A 16,414-nucleotide genomic window follows, 5' to 3' on the forward strand; every position below is an offset into this window, starting at 1 on the left:
GTTTCGCAACACCGCGAAATGTCCATTTACGACCAGAAGGACGTGTTACCAGGCATGAACCGCAGACGATTTATTCAGGCATCCATGGCGCTCGCAGCAACGTACGGTACGACCGGCGTCGCTTCGCTTTTCTCCCGCGCGGCATTCGCGGCAGACTCCGATATCGCCGATGGCCAAAGCCGTCGTTTTGATTTCTCCGTGTTGCAGTCCATGGCGCACGATCTCTCGGCACAACCGTGGGGCGGCGCGCCGAAAGCGCTGCCGAATACGCTGGCAACGCTCACGCCGCAGGCTTACAACAGTATTCAGTACGATGCGAAACACTCGCTGTGGAATAACATCGACGGTCGCCAGCTTGATGTGCAGTTCTTCCATGTCGGCATGGGGTTCCGCCGCCGTGTACGCATGTTTTCGCTCGATCAACAAAGCCACCAGGCGCGTGAAATCCACTTCCGTCCGGAGCTGTTTAACTACCACGATGCCGGTGTAGACACCAAACAACTGGAAGGGCAAAGCGATCTCGGTTTCGCCGGTTTCCGCGCATTTAAAGCGCCGGAACTGGCGCGCCGCGATATTGTCTCCTTCCTTGGTGCCAGTTATTTCCGCGCGGTGGACAGCACTTACCAGTACGGCCTTTCCGCGCGCGGCGTGGCGGTTGACACTTTTACCGATACGCCGGAAGAGTTCCCGGACTTTACCGCCTTCTGGTTTGAAACCGCGAAACCGGCGGATACCTCATTCACCGTCTATGCGCTGCTCGACAGCCCGAGCATTACCGGTGCGTTTAAGTTCACCATCCACTGTGAAGCCAGCCAGGTGATCATGGATGTGGAAAACCGCCTGTTTGCCCGTAAAGCGATCAAACAGCTGGGCATTTCGCCAATGACCAGTATGTTTAGCTGCGGCAATAACGAGCGCCGCGTGTGCGACACCATTCATCCGCAGATCCACGACTCCGATCGTCTGGCGATGTGGCGAGGTAACGGCGAGTGGATTTGTCGCCCGCTGAACAACCCGCAAAAACTGCAATTCAATGCGTTTCAGGATACCAACCCGAAAGGCTTTGGCCTGCTGCAACTCGACAGGGATTTTTCCCACTATCAGGATGTGATGGGTTGGTACAACAAACGTCCAAGCCTGTGGGTTGAGCCGCGTAACAAGTGGGGCAAAGGATCCGTTTGCCTGATGGAGATCCCGACCACCGGTGAAACGCTGGATAACATTGTCTGCTTCTGGCAGCCGGAAAAACCGGTGAAAGCGGGGGACGAATTCACCTTTGAATATCGCCTTTACTGGAGTGCGATGCCGCCGGTGCGTTCACCGCTGGCACGCGTTTACGCCACCCGCACCGGCATGGGCGGTTTCCCGGAAGGCTGGGCTCCGGGGGAACACTACCCGGATAAATGGGCGCGTCGTTTCGCCATTGATTTCGTGGGCGGAGACCTGAAAGCCGCCGCGCCAAAAGGGATTGAACCGGTGATCACCTTGTCTAACGGTGAAGCGAAACAGGTAGAGATCCTCTATGTTGAACCGTTCGACGGTTATCGCATTCTGTTTGACTGGTATCCGACCAACGATTCCACCGACCCGGTTGAGATGCGTCTGTTCCTGCGCTGCCAGGGCGACGCCATCAGCGAAACCTGGCTGTATCAGTATTTCCCGCCCGCACCGGATAAACGTAATTACGTTGACGACAGAGTGATGCGCTAAGCTTAAATTCTCCCCCGCAAGGGGGAGAATGCGTTGGGGAGGTCTAAATGGAAGATGCCCGGATTACCGTAAACGAACACATCACCCTGCATGCGGTGAATGACCGTTTTGTTCACGATCTCTACCAACTGGTGGTGAAAAACCGCGACTGGCTTCAGCAGTTCCTCGACTGGCCGCAGCATGTGCATTCCGTGGAAGACACCCGTAAAACCGTGCAAAGCAACATGATCCTGCATCAGCGCGGTTACGCCAAGACGTTTATGATCCTTCGCGATGAGGTACTGGTGGGGGTGCTGGCGTTTAACGCCATTGAACCGTTAAATAAGACGGCCTACATCGGCTACTGGATGGATGAAAATGCCTGCGGGCAGGGTATGTTGTCGCAATCGATGCAAGCGATGATCGACTTCTATGCCCGTCGCGGCACGGTTCGCCGCTTTGTCATCAAATGTCGTGTGGCAAACACGGCCAGCAACCAGGTTGCCAGGCGCAATGGTTTTACGCTGGAAGGCTGCCTGAAGCAGGCGGAATTTCTGAATGGTCACTATGATGATCAACATATCTGGGCGCGTATTGTCGACGGGTTACAGTGAACCAACAAGCGGTGTGCGGGTGATCATTTGCCCGTCATTAATTACTTTCGGCCCGCGCAGTAAAATACGTTCTCCGTCCCGCGCGTCCACCACGGCGTTATCGGTAATTTCAATCTGATGCTCGATCAGCACATCTCCCTGGATGCGCGCATTTCCCTGAATCACCACTTTTTCGTCCAGCTGTAATGGCCCGCCGCGCAGCCAGGCGTGACCACCGACCAGCACATGGTGTTTCAGGATGCAGTTTCCTTCCACGACAGCGTGTTCAGCCACTTGCGAGCTGTAGCGCAACGTGGGGATCTCATCGTCCTGTGTTCCGGCCACAATGCGGGCATTCCCGTAAACTTTGGCACAGTCACAAATCCAGACATCATTCAGTTCGTTGCCGTCAAGCAGGGCAAAATCGAACACTTCAGCCCGATGTTCAATAAACGCGTAATTGACGATGGCATCGCCGTAGATTTGCGCCTGGTGTACTACGCGGGAGTGGCTGACCGTTGCACGATCGTAGATTTGTAATAGCTGCTCGTTATCCGGAGTGAGCCCACGCGCAGCAATAATGGCGCAACCGCTGAGAATACGCGCATTGCCGTGCAGACGGCATACGCCGCGCACTGTTGAGGATTGTACAGTGACGTTGTCACTTAATTCGGCACCGTGGCTGATTTCACTGCCATCAACCCAGGCGTTATCGCGGATTTTTACCTCATGGCAGATAACGCACGGCTGGGTAATGCGTGCGTTATCCCGTACGGTACTGCCATAAAACACCATGCTGTTTTCGTCGTAAATCCAGCAGTTTCCCTGTTGATCGAGGACATTTTCGCTATCGACCCAGCCACCGGCAGTTCCTGCGGCGACATCGTTAAAATCGCGCATAGCAATAAGCTGGCGCAGCGCGACCGTTTTTTTCTCTCCGCCCATCAGGTAACTCAACACCCGTTGCTCATCACTGAGCCGATACTTATTCATGTTACAGTTCTCCCATCAGCCTGAATTAACCGTAGCAAATTTTACGGCGCTGGCGATCCGGCGACGAAAACCATAAAATGCATTTAATATACATGTTAAAGTTTGAGGACCATAATGACGACACGCACCGACACCTGGTTTACTGAAAAATACAACATGACCCCGACGCACTCTGAAGTACTAAACGCCATGAACTACATTGCGCCGGGTAAAGCGCTGGATCTCGGCTGCGGCAATGGCCGCAACAGTCTGTATCTGGCGCACAAAGGCTTCGACGTTACCGCGTGGGATAAAAATCCCAACAGCCTGAGTAATCTGCAAAGCATCCGTGATGCGGAAGGGCTGGACAATCTGCAAGTGGCAGCGGCCGATCTGAACAACCTGCATTTTGACGGCGAGTACGATTTTATTCTCTCAACGGTGGTGCTGATGTTCCTGGAAGCGAAGACCATTCCGGGGTTGATCGCCAATATGCAGCGCTGCACCAAACCGGGTGGCTACAACCTGATTGTTGCGGCGATGGATACGGCGGACTTTCCCTGCACGGTCGGCTTCCCGTTTGCTTTTAAAGAGGGGGAGCTGAGCAATTATTACGCAGGCTGGGAACGGCTGAAATACAATGAAGACGTCGGTGAACTTCACCGCACTGACGCCAACGGAAACCGCATCAAACTGCGCTTTGCCACGATTCTGGCACGCAAATCTGCGTAACGCGACTCCCGTGCGGGCCGCGCTGCCCGCATAATCCATTTTTTATCGGCATCGGCCATTTCGTTTTTCCCTTTTACTTTGCTACTGTGCGGAGCACCGTACAAGCGCGCTCTTTTGCCATCAGTTGTACGGTGCCAATCCTGCAGGTGTAAATCAGCGCGCGGCCAGCAGGCAGAGTTGCAGCGCCACACGGTACGCGTCTTCAAACGCGCTCAGGGGTAAAAACTCAAAACGGGAATGGAAATTATGCGCGCCGGTAAAAAAGTTCGGCGTTAGCAGACCTTTTGCCGACAGTGCCGCGCCATCCGTACCGCCGCGCATCGGCGTGGGTTTAGGTGTAATACCCAGCGATTCCATTGCCTGAAACAGCAAATCAATCGCCCGGCGATCCTCGCCAATGGCATTGCTGATATTGCTGTAGGTGTCGCTGATGCTGTACTCCACTTTGGCCGTCGGGTATTGCGCGGCGATAATCGCGGCCACATCGGCAATCTGCTGTTTACGGCGGGCAAAATTGTCGCTATCGAAATCACGAATATTGGCATTCAGCGTGGCATGCCCTTGTACCGCATCAAGGGCGTTAAACCAGATATACCCTTCGCGGCCTTCAGTATGTTCCGGTGTTTGCTGGCGATCAAAATGGCGGATGTAGTCCATGGCCATCAGTAGCGGGTTGACCAGCACGCCTTTTGCCGACATTGGGTGTGCAGTCACGCCGGTAAAACGGATCTGCGCGCTGGCGGCGTTAAAATTCTCATAGACGATTTCACCCCGTTCGCAGCAGTCGATAGTCCAGGCAAAATCCACATCAAAGCGTTTTAAATCGAGCGCTTTTGCCCCCCGTAAACCCACTTCTTCATCCGGCACAAATGCCACCACGATATCGCCATGCAGATGCGCTGCGGTGAGGTTCTCCAGCAGCGTCATCACAACCGTTACGGCGGATTTATTGTCCGCGCCGAGTACGCTGGTGCCGTCACTAAAAATAATGTCTTCGCCAGGATAGGCGAGGATTTCCGGATGCTCGCTTACCCGTAGCCAGATATCTTTTGACGGATTCAGACAGAGATCTTCACCCTCAAAACGCAAAATTTGCGGATGAATATGCGGCGACAAACCGACATCTACGGTGTCAATGTGGGTGATAAAACCAATGCGCGGCGCGCCGGGAACCGTGCCTTTTTTTACCGCCGTCACGGTGGCGTGATCGTCGAGGACAACCTCGTCCAGCCCAAGTGATGTCAACTCATTCGCCAGTTCACGCGCCATATCGAATTGCCCGACGGTCGTCGGTAACGTGGTGGCGGCAGCATCGCTCTGGCTGGTGATGGAGAGATAACGAAAGAAGCGTTGCGTTAATTGACTGGCAAGCGACGACGGCATAGTGATTCCTTCTTTATTTGTAATATCAGGTGTTTGCACATTCGCTTTAATGTTATTTATGAGAGGGCAAACAACAAGTATTTACAATAAAACAACAGGAAAAACTATGATTAGCAAACCGACAACACTTGCTCTGGTGTTGGCCGCGCTGACAGTGAGTTCTACTGTGGCGGCAAAAACACTGGTCTATTGTTCAGAAGGTTCACCGGAAAATTTCAACCCGCAACTCTATACTTCCGGCACCAGCGTCGATGCCAGCGCCGTGCCTGTCTATAACCGACTGGTGGACTTTAAAGTCGGCACTACCGAGTTGCAACCGAGTCTGGCAGAACGCTGGGAGGTCAGTGAAGATGGCAAAATCTATACCTTTCACTTGCGCAAAGGGGTGAAGTTTCAAAGCAATAAATATTTCACGCCAACGCGGGATTTTAACGCGGACGATGTCATCTTTTCGTTTATGCGCCAGAAAGATCCGCATAATCCCTACCACAATGTCTCTAACGGCACCTACTCAAACTTTGAAAGTCTGGAATTCGGCAGCCTGATCACCGCCATCGATAAAGTCGACGACAATACGGTACGCTTTACCCTCGCTCACCCTGAAGCGCCGTTTGTTGCTGACCTGGGCTGGTATTTCGCCTCGATTCTGTCGGCGGAGTATGCCGACGCGATGCTGAAAGCCGGCACACCGGAACGGGTGGATAGTGATCCGATAGGCACCGGGCCGTTCCGCCTGGCGCAGTACCAGAAAGATTCGCGCATTTTGTTCACCGCGTTTGATGACTACTGGCAGGGTAAAGCGAAAATCGATCGACTGGTTTTTAGTATCACCCCGGATGCTTCCGTACGCGTGGCAAAACTGGAAAAGAATGAGTGCCAGGTGATGCCTTTCCCGAACCCGGCAGATCTGCCACGGCTGAAAGAGAACAACGCGATCACGCTGATGAGCAAAGCCGGGCTGAATACCGGCTTCCTCGCGTTCAATACGCAAAAAGCGCCGCTGGATAATGTGAAAGTGCGGCAGGCGTTGGCCATGGCAATCAACAAACCGGCCATTATTCAGGCTGTGTTTCAGGGTACGGGTACTGCGGCGAAAAACCTGTTGCCGCCCGGCGTCTGGAGCGCTGACAGCACGTTAAAAGATTACGACTACGATCCGGAGAAAGCCAAAGCGCTGCTGAAAGAGGCCGGCGTCGCGCCTGGAACCACCATCGACCTGTGGGCAATGCCGGTGCAGCGCCCCTACAACCCGAATGCCAAACGCATGGCCGAGATGATCCAGGCGGACTGGGCAAAAGTGGGCATTCAGGCGAAAATCGTCACTTACGAATGGGGTGAATACCTGAAACGTGTGAAGAGTGGTGAGCATCAGGCGGCTTTAATGGGCTGGACCACCGCAACCGGCGACCCGGATAACTTCTTCGGCCCGTTATTTACCTGCACTTCCGCCAACGGGGGCTCTAACTCGGCAAAATGGTGCTATCAGCCGTTTGACAAGATCATAGCAGAAGCTAAAGCCACGACCGATCATGATAAGCGCGTCGCGCTGTATAAACAGGCGCAGCAGATGATGCACGATCAGATGCCTGCGGTAATGATTGCCCATTCGACGATTTTTGAACCGGTACGTAAAGAGGTGCAGGGGTATGAAATCGATCCGTTCGGTAAACATATTTTCTGGCCGGTCGATCTGAAAAAATAAACCGCCGCCGCCTGGTTTCCCGGGCGGCCTTTTCCCTCCGGCGTAGTGCCCCTTCGTTTGCTATAACTTAATGGCAATTCTGCACTCAAGGGACATGCCTATGCGTACTCATGCGTTAATTAGCGTTGCCGCTATTACTGGCCTGCTGGTGTTGTCAGGCTGCGCGTCAAAAGTGACACAACCGGAGAAGTACTCCGGTTTTTTAAAAGACTACTCTGGGTTACAGGAAACAACCTCGGCGACCGGAAAACCCGTGCTGCGCTGGGTCGCGCCAGGTTTTGATCCGGCGAAATATGACTCAATTGTTTACCATCCGGTGACGTACTACCCGGTGGCAAAACCGACCAAACAGATCACTCAACAGGTGCTTGATGGTGTGCTCACTTATACCAACACGAAATTGAAAGCCGCAGCCGCGGCGCGAAAACCGTTGGTGACCTCGCCGGGCCAGCATAGCCTGATCTTCCGCGGTGCAATAACCGGTGTGGACGCCAGCAAACAGGGATTGCAGTTCTATGAAGTGGTGCCGGTGGCAATGGTGGTCGCGGGCACGCAGATGGCGACAGGTCATCGCACCATGAATACACACCTCTATTTTGAAGGCGAACTGATAGACGCACAAACGAACGCCCCGGTGCTGAAAGTGGTGCGTGAAGGCGAGGGGAAAGATCTCAGTAATGAAAATGCGCCGGTCACTGTCGATGCCCTGAAACAGGTCATTGATGGTATGGCGACCGACGCCACCCTGTTTGATATCAGCAAACGTTAGCTTTTCGCCGCAGCAGACGCCCGCTCAGCCAGCTTTCCGGGCGGGCAAACATCACCAGATTGCCGGTCAGGATCAGCAGCAACCCGGCAATGCCATTGATATGCCAGACATAGCCTTCATAGAAAGTCGAAATGGTCAGCGCAACCAGAGGAAACAGCAGCGTACTGTAGGCGGCTTTGCCGGGGCCGATTCTGCCGACCAGCGTAAAGTAGGCACCAAAGGCGACAACCGAACCGAACAACGCCAGATAGACCAGTGCGCCCAGGTAGCTGACCGTCCACTGCGGGGAAAAATCATCGCCGCGCAACAGGGCAATCATCCCCATGATCAGCGTCCCGTACAGCATGGCCCAGCTATTGGTGGTCATGGTCTGCAACCCTTTGCGCTGATGGCGCAGGCTTATCATATTGCCAAACGAAAAACCCAGCGTGCCCAGCGCCGACAGGGCAATACCCATCAACAGTGTACTGTTCCAACCGCTGGCAACCAGATCCTGCCAGAATAGCGTCACGATACCCGTTAACCCCAGCAGGGCGGCGACAAAAAAGCGCGCCGGGGGTTTCTGACCAAAAAACAGGAAGCTGTTTACCGCGTTAAACAGTACCGCCATGGAGAAGATCACCGACTCCAGCCCGGTGTTGATCCATGCAGCAGCAGTATAAAAACACCAGAAGTTAAAGCCAAACACGCAGCAACCTTGCAGCAGGCAAAACAGGTGATCGCGGAGCGGCAGGGCGCGCAGCTTGCCGCGAACGGCCAGTATCAGCATCATGGCTGCGGTGGCCAGCGCGAAGCGCCAGAAAATTGACACCGGCGCGGGCACCGGCCCCTGTTGTAAAAAAATCGCAATCCAGGTTGTCCCCCAAATCACCACCACCAGGCCATAAAGCAATGCGTTCATGTTGATTCCCTATCGATAAAACGAACGCTGAGTGTGGCAAGAAAGGGAGGCGCGGGCTTGCACGGATTTGCCGCAGACTTGCATATTCTTGCGCTTTTGTTTGCACAATGCTGGTATCCGCTGTCCGCTATTTATAGACTGACTACCTGGTTACTATTAGATAATTTCTGTGAATGTCTGACCATTACGACGCTTTTGAAAACCTGCGTAAACACAACGCCGTGCTGCACAACTCGGTGTCGCTTCACTCTGGGATCCAGCTGGCGGCGTGGTCAAATAAACGCGATAACATCACGCAATATTGCGATCACCATACCCTCAGCCTGTATATCGCCGATGGCTACGAGAGCTATCACAAAACCGCATACGGCTGGAAAAATGGCGGGGGACCGGACCGGTTTTGCCTGATGCCGAAAGAGAGCGAATCGGTATGGGATATTCGCGACGACCTCTCCTTTGTGCATCTCTACTGCACCGATGAACATTTGCGTGAGGTCGGTGAACGGGTGTGGGATCGCAGCCCGGCCACCTTCACCCTGGACGAAAAAACCTTTGCCCAGGATCCACGTATCACCACGCTTTATCGCCAGTTTCTGCTGGACTGCGACTGGCAACAAAACGCCAACCAGCTAACGCTGAGCACCGCCTCAACGCTGCTCCTGACGCACCTGGTGCAGCACTACAGCAATGTGCAGTGGCAATTGCCGACGGTTACGGGCGGCTTAGCGCCGGTCGCGCTGCGCACGGTGCTGGAGTATATCGATGCGCACTTGTCGGAACCGTTGCTGTTGTCGGATCTGGCGGCACAGGCTGCTCTCAGCGAATATCACTTTGCGCGCATGTTCCGCCAGTCGATGGGGGTTGCGCCGCATCAGTTCGTCATGCAGCGCCGAATGATGCATGCCAAAACGCTGTTAACCAGTAGTGACCAGCCGTTGACCGCCATTGCGCTGGCCTGTGGGTTTAACTCCGCCAGTCACTTTAGCAACCGGTTTAAAGCCGCGACGGGGTTCACGCCTTCGCAATTACGTGCGGCGCGCCAGCGTTAATACGCCGTAGCACACACCTCCGATCGCTAATCCCCAGAATGCTGAACCGATCCCTAACAATGTGACGCCGCTGGCGGTCACCAGGAAGGTGACAATGGCAGCATCACGATCGCTCTCTTTCGCCAGCGCCTGCTGCAGGCTACCGCTAATGGTCCCCAGTAACGCCAGTCCGGCCAGCGTCTGGATCCAGCTTAGCGGCAATGCGGCCAGAACAGCGGTAATCGCACCGCCAAACATACCCGCCAGTACATAGAAAACCCCAGCAGCAGCAGCGGCCAGCCAGCGTTTACCCGCATCCGGGTGGGCATCCGGACTTTGACAAATGGCGGCGGTAATGGCGGCAATGCAAATAGAATAGACCCCGAACGGGGACAGCAGCAGCGCCAGCGCACCGGTAAAGATGATCAAGGGCGACACCGGAACACGGTAACCAGCGGCCTGCATGGTGGCGAAGCCGGGGGCATTCTGCGATGCCATCGTTGCGAGAAAAAACGGAATGCCGATGCTCAGCAGCGTGGTCCCGTTGAATGCAGGCGCGATAAACGTTGGCGTGACGATGGCAAGGGAAATACTCTGCGTGACAACGTCACCACTAACGATTGCTACCAGTGCGCCAATCATTAATGTTGCAACAATAGCATAGCGCGGCGCGAGGGCTTTACAGACAAGCCAGGCCAGTAGCATACTGCCGCACAATGCAAAATGGCCCCCCAGATTGCTAAATGCCTGCAGGCCAAAACGGAGTAGAATCCCCGCCAGCATGGCTGCCGCCAGCGTATGAGGAATGACTTTCATCAACCTGGCAAATAACCCGGTCACACCGCACACCACAATTAGCCCATTGGCGAAGATAAATACGCCAACGGCCTCGTTCAGGGAAACACCCTGCAAACTGGTGGCGAGAAGCGCCGCGCCGGGCGTTGACCAGGCGGTCAGCACCGGCACGCGGTACCACAGTGTTAATGCCAGTGTACTGACGCCCATGCCAAGGCCAAGTGCGGTCATCCAACCGGCAATCTGCCCGGGTGTGGCACCGGCGGCAGAAGCAGCCTGCCAGATAATGGCGGCAGAGCTGGCGTAGCCCACCAGTACGGCAACGAACCCTGCCAGCACGCTGGTAAAGGGGATGGACGTGTTAAAGGGCAGAGTGGTGAGGCGCATAAGGTTTCCTTGTGCGTTATAGCATCCGACTAATTTATCATCGAGCGTTATAGCGCACAAGTCATCAGGAGGAGTCATGGATCTCACGCTTTATCTGGCAGCAACGCTAAAAAATTTACGCCAGGACCGCGGCTGGAGCCTTTCTCGTTTAGCAGAAGAAACAGGCGTTTCAAAAGCGATGCTTGGGCAGATTGAGCGCAACGAATCCAGCCCGACGGTGTCGACCTTATGGAAGATCGCCACTGGCCTGAATGTGCCATTCTCAACCTTTATTGCCCCGCCGGAAGGGGAAACGCCGCTGGCGTACGATCCCGAAAGCCAGGCGATGGTGGTCACTCCCATTTTCCCGTGGGATGAACAACTGCATTTCGACATGTTCTCGATTACCCTGGCACCGGGTGCGTTAAGCGAGTCCACTCCGCACGAGAAAGGGGTGATTGAGCATGTGGTTGTTCTTAGCGGCGCGCTGGATATGTGTATTAGCGGGCAGTGGAAGACATTAACCGCTGGCAGGGGGGTACGTTTTGCCGGTGATGAGGCGCACACTTATCGCAATAGCACATTGCAGACGGTGCATTTCCAGTCGCTGATCCACTATCCAAAAGAAAAAGCCGCAAGCAAGCCTGCGGCAAATAACGACGACGATTAACAATCAGACGACCCAAAATAACGCAGGGGACAGGAAGCCAGTAATGCACCTGCAACCTGAACTATCACGGGTACACAACGTGACAAGGCGTGTCCGAGTCACCACTTTACTGTTCAGCAAAACGCAGCGGAAATAGCAATTTCAACATTGCATTGCCAGCGTACGCAAATTCCCCCGGTCGCAGGTGGTGAAACGGCCCGCTTGTGACTACAATAGCCGCCATTTTGCACATAATGGATAACGACGATTGTATGCGCCTGCACCCCCATCACCTTGAACTGTTAAGCCCGGCCCGCGATGCCGCTATCGCCCGTGAGGCAATCCTTCACGGCGCGGACGCTGTCTATATTGGCGGTCCCGGTTTTGGCGCCCGCCATAACGCCGGAAACAGCCTGCGTGACATTGCCGATCTGGTGCCGTTTGCACATCGCTACGGTGCAAAAGTCTTTATTACGCTGAATACCATTCTTCATGATGACGAGCTGGAACCGGCGCAGAAATTGATTGGTGACCTTTATCAGGCAGGCGTTGATGCGTTGATCGTGCAGGACATGGGGGTGCTGGAGCTGGATATTCCGCCCATTGAGCTGCATGCCAGTACCCAGTGCGATATTCGCAGCGTTGAGAAAGCCAAATTTCTTTCCGATGTCGGCTTCAGCCAGATCGTACTGGCGCGCGAACTCAACCTCGAGCAAATCCGCGCCATTCACAGCGCAACGGATGCAACCATTGAGTTCTTTATTCACGGTGCGTTATGCGTGGCCTATTCCGGGCAGTGCAACATTTCTCATGCGCAAACCGGACGCAGCGCCAACCGCGGCGATTGCTCACAGGCGTGCCGTTTGCCCTACACCCTGAAAGATGATCAGGGGCGCGTGGTAGCGTATGAAAAACATCTGCTGTCGATGAAAGATAACGACCAGACCGCCAACCTGGCAGCGCTTATCGACGCGGGCGTGCGCTCCTTCAAAATTGAAGGGCGCTACAAAGATATGAGCTACGTGAAGAACATCACCGCGCATTATCGCCAGATGCTCGATGCGATCATTGCCGATCGTGGTGACCTGGCGCGGGCATCCGCCGGGCGTACCGAGCACTTCTTTGTTCCGTCGACCGACAAAACCTTCCATCGCGGTAGTACGGACTACTTCGTTAATGCGCGTAAAGGCGATATCGGTGCATTTGATTCGCCGAAGTTTATCGGTCTGCCGGTGGGTGAAGTGCTGAAAGTGGGCAAAGATCACCTCGATGTGGCGGTGACCGAGCCGCTGGCGAATGGCGATGGCCTGAACGTGCTGGTGAAACGCGAAGTGGTCGGGTTTCGCGTCAATGTAGCCGAAAAGACGGGAGATAATCGCTATCGCGTCTTCCCGAATGAAATGCCGGAACTGCTGAAAACCCTGCGTCCGCACCATCCGCTGAACCGTAACCTCGATCATAACTGGCAGCAGGCGCTACTCAAAACGTCCAGCGAGCGGCGTATTGGTGTGGATATTGAACTGGGCGGCTGGCAGGAGCAACTGATTCTGACGCTGACCAGCGAAGATGGCGTAAGCGTAACGCATACGCTGGAGGGGCAGTTTGACGAAGCCAATAATGCAGAAAAAGCGCGGGAAAACCTGAAAGAGGGCCTGAGTAAACTGGGGCAAACCCGCTATTACGCACAAACGGTAGCGGTCAACCTGCCAGGCGCGTTATTTGTGCCTAACAGTCTGCTCAATCAACTGCGCCGTGAAACGGTGGAGATGCTGGAAGAGGCGCGCCTGGCGAGTTACCAGCGCGGCAGCCGTAAACCCGTGGCGACACCCGCGCCTGTTTACCCGGAAACCCACCTCTCTTTCCTGGCGAACGTTTACAACCACAAGGCGCGTGAGTTTTATCATCGCTACGGCGTTCAGCTCATCGATGCTGCGTTTGAAGCCCATGAAGAGAAGGGCGATGTACCGGTGATGATCACGAAGCATTGCCTGCGTTTTGCCTTTAACCTGTGCCCGAAACAGGCGAAAGGGAACATCAAGAGCTGGCGCGCGACGCCAATGCAGTTGATCCACGGTGATGAAGTGCTGACGCTGAAATTTGACTGCCGCCCGTGCGAAATGCACGTGGTGGGCAAGATTAAAAATCACATTCTGAAAATGCCGCTCTCCGGCAGCGTGGTGGCGTCGATAAGCCCTGATGAGTTGCTGAAAACACTGCCGAAAAACCGCTAAAAGAACGGGTGGCTTAGCCACCCGTTTTGCTTAACGCGGATCTTCCGGCATTGGCGGTTTCTTCTCGTCACGCTTTGGCGGCTTCGCCGGTTTATGTTTCGGCGGCAGCGGTTTTTTCTCTGCTTTGTGGTGTTGCTGGCCCGGGGCGTTTTCCGGCGGCAATGGTTCATGGTCTGCGGCAAACACCATCGAAGAGACGCTCACCGCCAGGATGGCAGACACGCGTGCAATCTTTTTCATACGACTTCCTTTCTCACTCTGTATTGCGTCGCCGTGAATTTGACGCCAAAAAAGTGAAGGAATGATGGAGTTAACCCCCTGTGGGAGTATGCCAGGCAGAGGGCGTTTGATAGCGCCAGTAGGGTGGCGAACCGAAACTCGCCAGTAAGAAATCAATCACTGTGCGGGTATTGAGCGACGGGTATCTCCCGCCAGGATAAAGCAGCCACAGCGATTGTTCTGCCGCGGAGTAGGTCGGTGAAAATTCCGGCAACAGATCAACCAACTCACCGCGATTCAGCATTTCACCCACCTGCCAGTCCGGGTAAAGCAGGATCCCGCCGTCATTGTTCGCTGCCTGGAGTAACAATTCGGCATTGTCGGAGACGATTTTTGCCTGTGGTGAAAACTGATAGTGCTGCTCACCGGTATGAAAACGCCAGCGCTGGAGACCCGTTTTCCCACGATAGGCCAGCAACCGATGCTGTTGTAACGCTTCCGGGGATTCTGGTCGTCCAAAACGACGAAGATAAGCGGGTGTGGCCACCAGGTGACAACGCTGGCTGGCGATCAGCCGGCCGTGAAGTTCTGAATCTTTCAAAGAGGCGATGCGTAACAGCAGATCCGTCCCATCGGCAAACGGGTCGATGTAGTCATCATTCAGGTTGAGTTCAATGTTCAGTGCCGGGTAACGCTCGCTCAATTCACTGATGCGCGGCCCAACATGCCGCAAGCCAAAGGATATCGGCGCGTTAATGCGAATGCGGCCGCCGGGTTGGTCGCGCCTTTCGCCAACCTGTATTTGCGCATCGGCAAGTTGCTGAAGCATGGTACGAAAAGCATCGGCATAGATATGACCCGCATCGGTGGCAATGACCGCGCGTGTGTTGCGATACAGCAATTGCGTTTCCAGCGCCTCTTCCAGTTGCTGAACAACACGTGAAAGCGACGACGCGGCAAGACCTTCGTTACGTGCCACTTCCGACAAATTCCCTTCACGCACAATGGCGAGAAACAGGTGCATCGAACGGGCGCTAATCTGGCTGAGTGATTTCATTTTTGCGTAATCTGCAATGGTCCATAGCGCATTGTAGTGTTTTTACGCACAGAATTCATCGCTAAGCTACGCGAACGATAAGCACCGGAGAGTATGATGAATCACACAGTTTTGGCATTTGATGAAACCGTTCGCCAGCGTTCTTCCGTCCGCGCGTTTTTACCCACCCCGCTCAGTGATGCGCAAATCCGCGCGGTATTGCAGGATGCGCAATATTCACCGTCAAACTGCAACACGCAGCCGTGGCACGTGCATGTGGTTTCCGGAGAGACGAAAACGCGGCTGGGAAAACTGATGACCGCGAACGATCTGGCGGGGGTCCAGACGCCGGATTTCAGCTTCTCCTATGAGGATTTTCACGGGGAGTATTTCGATCGTGCCCATGAGCAGGCACGCATTTACTATGAGGCACTCGGCATTGCCCGCGACGATAAAATCCGCCGCAAAGAAGCTTACTTACGTAACTATCAGTTTTTTAATGCGCCGCACGCCGCGTTTCTGTTTATGCCATCGTTTGGCGATAACATCCGTGTGGCGTCGGACATCGGTATGTATGCGCAGAGTTTTTTACTTTCGCTCACTGCGCGCGGTTTTGCCGGGATCCCGCAAACCCTGCTCGGCTTTCACGCCGATATGATCAGAAAGGAATTGGGTGTTTCCAGCGACTATCGCCTGTTATTCGGCATCTCGTTTGGTTATGCCGATACGACCGCGCCTTCGGCGCAAGTCCGTATGCCGCGTATTCCTGTCGAACAGAGTGTGGTGATGCACGGGTAAAACAGCAGGTTTACAGAGACGCTAATCGCGAACATTAGCGTCTCTGTCTGGGATCAAGCAGCACAAAGTGCGCGAGCGCTCTGTTTCCATTGATCAACTTGTGTGGGATGCAGAAAAGAGAAGTAGACGGTGATGTTGTCGGGAAGGATGTTTTGCAGTGCTGGCAGACAATTGGCTTCACAAGGCCGCAGTTCAATGTAAGCACTGGTGATTGGCAGAACGATGTTGGTGCTGTCAGCGCGTTCAATACGCCGGATCGCCGCCATCAGCGCGGCCATTTCTCCGTGCAGTTTCACCCAGTTGTGCGCGTAGATATTCGGTGGCATTTCGACCTGCATCTGGCTATTACCAAACGCATAGCGGGCGTTACCGCGCAGCGTGTATTCAATGGTCGCGCAGCACGATTCCGGGCCAAACCCCTCATGCCGGACCAGTTTCTTTTTGTCTTCCAGCGTGCGACGAACAATCGGATAGCCCGAGTTGAGATCGTAAGGCGTCTGAACAAGGTTAATCATCATCTCTCCCTAACTGCATGAAAAAGCGCGGCTCTA

At 54.5% G+C, this 16,414-nt stretch carries 16 protein-coding genes; 9 read left to right on the plus strand and 7 right to left on the minus strand.

What is annotated here, in order from left to right; genetic code table 11:
• Positions 1-54: 54 nt before the first annotated feature.
• Complete coding sequence (locus O9K67_RS12050; protein WP_061496046.1) at positions 55-1,710, plus strand: glucan biosynthesis protein D; 1,656 nt, start codon at positions 55-57, stop codon at positions 1,708-1,710.
• 47 nt (positions 1,711-1,757) lie between these two features.
• Positions 1,758-2,303: a 50S ribosomal protein L7/L12-serine acetyltransferase gene (rimL, locus tag O9K67_RS12055; RefSeq protein ID WP_061496044.1), complete on the plus strand. Its 546-nt coding sequence runs from the start codon at positions 1,758-1,760 to the stop codon at positions 2,301-2,303.
• On the opposite strand, the gene ydcK is transcribed toward rimL, so the two are convergent.
• Entirely contained in the window at positions 2,295-3,275 is a 981-nt protein-coding gene (gene ydcK, locus O9K67_RS12060; RefSeq protein ID WP_061496042.1) for a YdcK family protein, read from the minus strand. The two genes, rimL and ydcK, sit on opposite strands and share 9 nt — an antisense overlap.
• A gap of 114 nt (positions 3,276-3,389) precedes the next feature.
• Here ydcK and tehB point away from each other — a divergent pair, with 114 nt between their 5' ends.
• Positions 3,390-3,986: a tellurite resistance methyltransferase TehB gene (gene tehB / locus O9K67_RS12065; RefSeq protein WP_061496040.1), complete on the plus strand. Its 597-nt coding sequence runs from the start codon at positions 3,390-3,392 to the stop codon at positions 3,984-3,986.
• Positions 3,987-4,139: 153 nt separating this feature from the next.
• Here tehB and pepT read toward each other — a convergent pair whose 3' ends face one another.
• Complete coding sequence (pepT, locus tag O9K67_RS12070) at positions 4,140-5,369, minus strand: peptidase T (RefSeq protein WP_061496038.1); 1,230 nt, start codon at positions 5,367-5,369, stop codon at positions 4,140-4,142.
• 106 nt (positions 5,370-5,475) lie between these two features.
• Between pepT and O9K67_RS12075 the strand changes: the two genes are divergently transcribed.
• Together O9K67_RS12075 and O9K67_RS12080 are read left to right on the plus strand one after the other, a co-directional pair.
• The gene (locus O9K67_RS12075; RefSeq protein WP_061496036.1) at positions 5,476-7,071 is read left to right on the plus strand and encodes an ABC transporter substrate-binding protein; all 1,596 of its coding nucleotides are present in this window, start codon (positions 5,476-5,478) and stop codon (positions 7,069-7,071) included.
• Positions 7,072-7,171: 100 nt separating this feature from the next.
• Positions 7,172-7,840, plus strand: a complete 669-nt coding sequence (locus O9K67_RS12080) for a DUF3313 domain-containing protein (protein WP_061496034.1) — start codon at positions 7,172-7,174, stop codon at positions 7,838-7,840.
• Here the strand turns inward: O9K67_RS12080 and O9K67_RS12085 are convergent.
• Positions 7,827-8,741 (minus strand): DMT family transporter, encoded by a 915-nt coding sequence (locus O9K67_RS12085; protein ID WP_061496032.1) that lies wholly within the window; start codon positions 8,739-8,741, stop codon positions 7,827-7,829. The two genes, O9K67_RS12080 and O9K67_RS12085, sit on opposite strands and share 14 nt — an antisense overlap.
• A gap of 173 nt (positions 8,742-8,914) precedes the next feature.
• On the opposite strand from O9K67_RS12085, the gene O9K67_RS12090 reads away from it, so the two are divergent.
• A complete protein-coding gene (locus O9K67_RS12090; RefSeq protein WP_061496030.1) occupies positions 8,915-9,790 on the plus strand; it encodes a helix-turn-helix domain-containing protein in 876 nt (291 codons plus the stop codon).
• Here the strand turns inward: O9K67_RS12090 and O9K67_RS12095 are convergent.
• Positions 9,767-10,951 carry a benzoate/H(+) symporter BenE family transporter gene (locus O9K67_RS12095; protein WP_061496028.1) on the minus strand — a complete coding sequence of 395 codons (1,185 nt, stop codon included), beginning with the start codon at positions 10,949-10,951 and terminating at the stop codon, positions 9,767-9,769. The two genes, O9K67_RS12090 and O9K67_RS12095, sit on opposite strands and share 24 nt — an antisense overlap.
• A gap of 76 nt (positions 10,952-11,027) precedes the next feature.
• Here O9K67_RS12095 and O9K67_RS12100 point away from each other — a divergent pair, with 76 nt between their 5' ends.
• Positions 11,028-11,600 carry a helix-turn-helix domain-containing protein gene (locus tag O9K67_RS12100; RefSeq protein WP_061496026.1) on the plus strand — a complete coding sequence of 191 codons (573 nt, stop codon included), beginning with the start codon at positions 11,028-11,030 and terminating at the stop codon, positions 11,598-11,600.
• Positions 11,601-11,851: 251 nt separating this feature from the next.
• Positions 11,852-13,810 carry a peptidase U32 family protein gene (locus tag O9K67_RS12105; protein ID WP_061496023.1) on the plus strand — a complete coding sequence of 653 codons (1,959 nt, stop codon included), beginning with the start codon at positions 11,852-11,854 and terminating at the stop codon, positions 13,808-13,810.
• 30 nt (positions 13,811-13,840) lie between these two features.
• Here the strand turns inward: O9K67_RS12105 and O9K67_RS12110 are convergent, their stop codons facing one another.
• Both O9K67_RS12110 and O9K67_RS12115 read right to left on the minus strand, forming a co-directional pair.
• Positions 13,841-14,050 carry a hypothetical protein gene (locus tag O9K67_RS12110; RefSeq protein WP_061496020.1) on the minus strand — a complete coding sequence of 70 codons (210 nt, stop codon included), beginning with the start codon at positions 14,048-14,050 and terminating at the stop codon, positions 13,841-13,843.
• Between the two features lie 70 nt (positions 14,051-14,120).
• Positions 14,121-15,086, minus strand: coding sequence for a LysR family transcriptional regulator (locus O9K67_RS12115; protein ID WP_061496019.1), 966 nt, complete (start codon positions 15,084-15,086; stop codon positions 14,121-14,123).
• Between the two features lie 96 nt (positions 15,087-15,182).
• Between O9K67_RS12115 and O9K67_RS12120 the strand changes: the two genes are divergently transcribed.
• Positions 15,183-15,863: a nitroreductase gene (locus O9K67_RS12120; protein WP_061496017.1), complete on the plus strand. Its 681-nt coding sequence runs from the start codon at positions 15,183-15,185 to the stop codon at positions 15,861-15,863.
• Positions 15,864-15,916: 53 nt separating this feature from the next.
• On the opposite strand, the gene O9K67_RS12125 is transcribed toward O9K67_RS12120, so the two are convergent.
• Positions 15,917-16,381 carry a hypothetical protein gene (locus tag O9K67_RS12125; protein WP_245191418.1) on the minus strand — a complete coding sequence of 155 codons (465 nt, stop codon included), beginning with the start codon at positions 16,379-16,381 and terminating at the stop codon, positions 15,917-15,919.
• Between the last annotated feature and the right edge of the window lie 33 nt (positions 16,382-16,414).

Source organism: Kosakonia oryzendophytica (assembly GCF_027886705.1).
Taxonomy (GTDB): Bacteria; Pseudomonadota; Gammaproteobacteria; order Enterobacterales; family Enterobacteriaceae; genus Kosakonia; species Kosakonia oryzendophytica.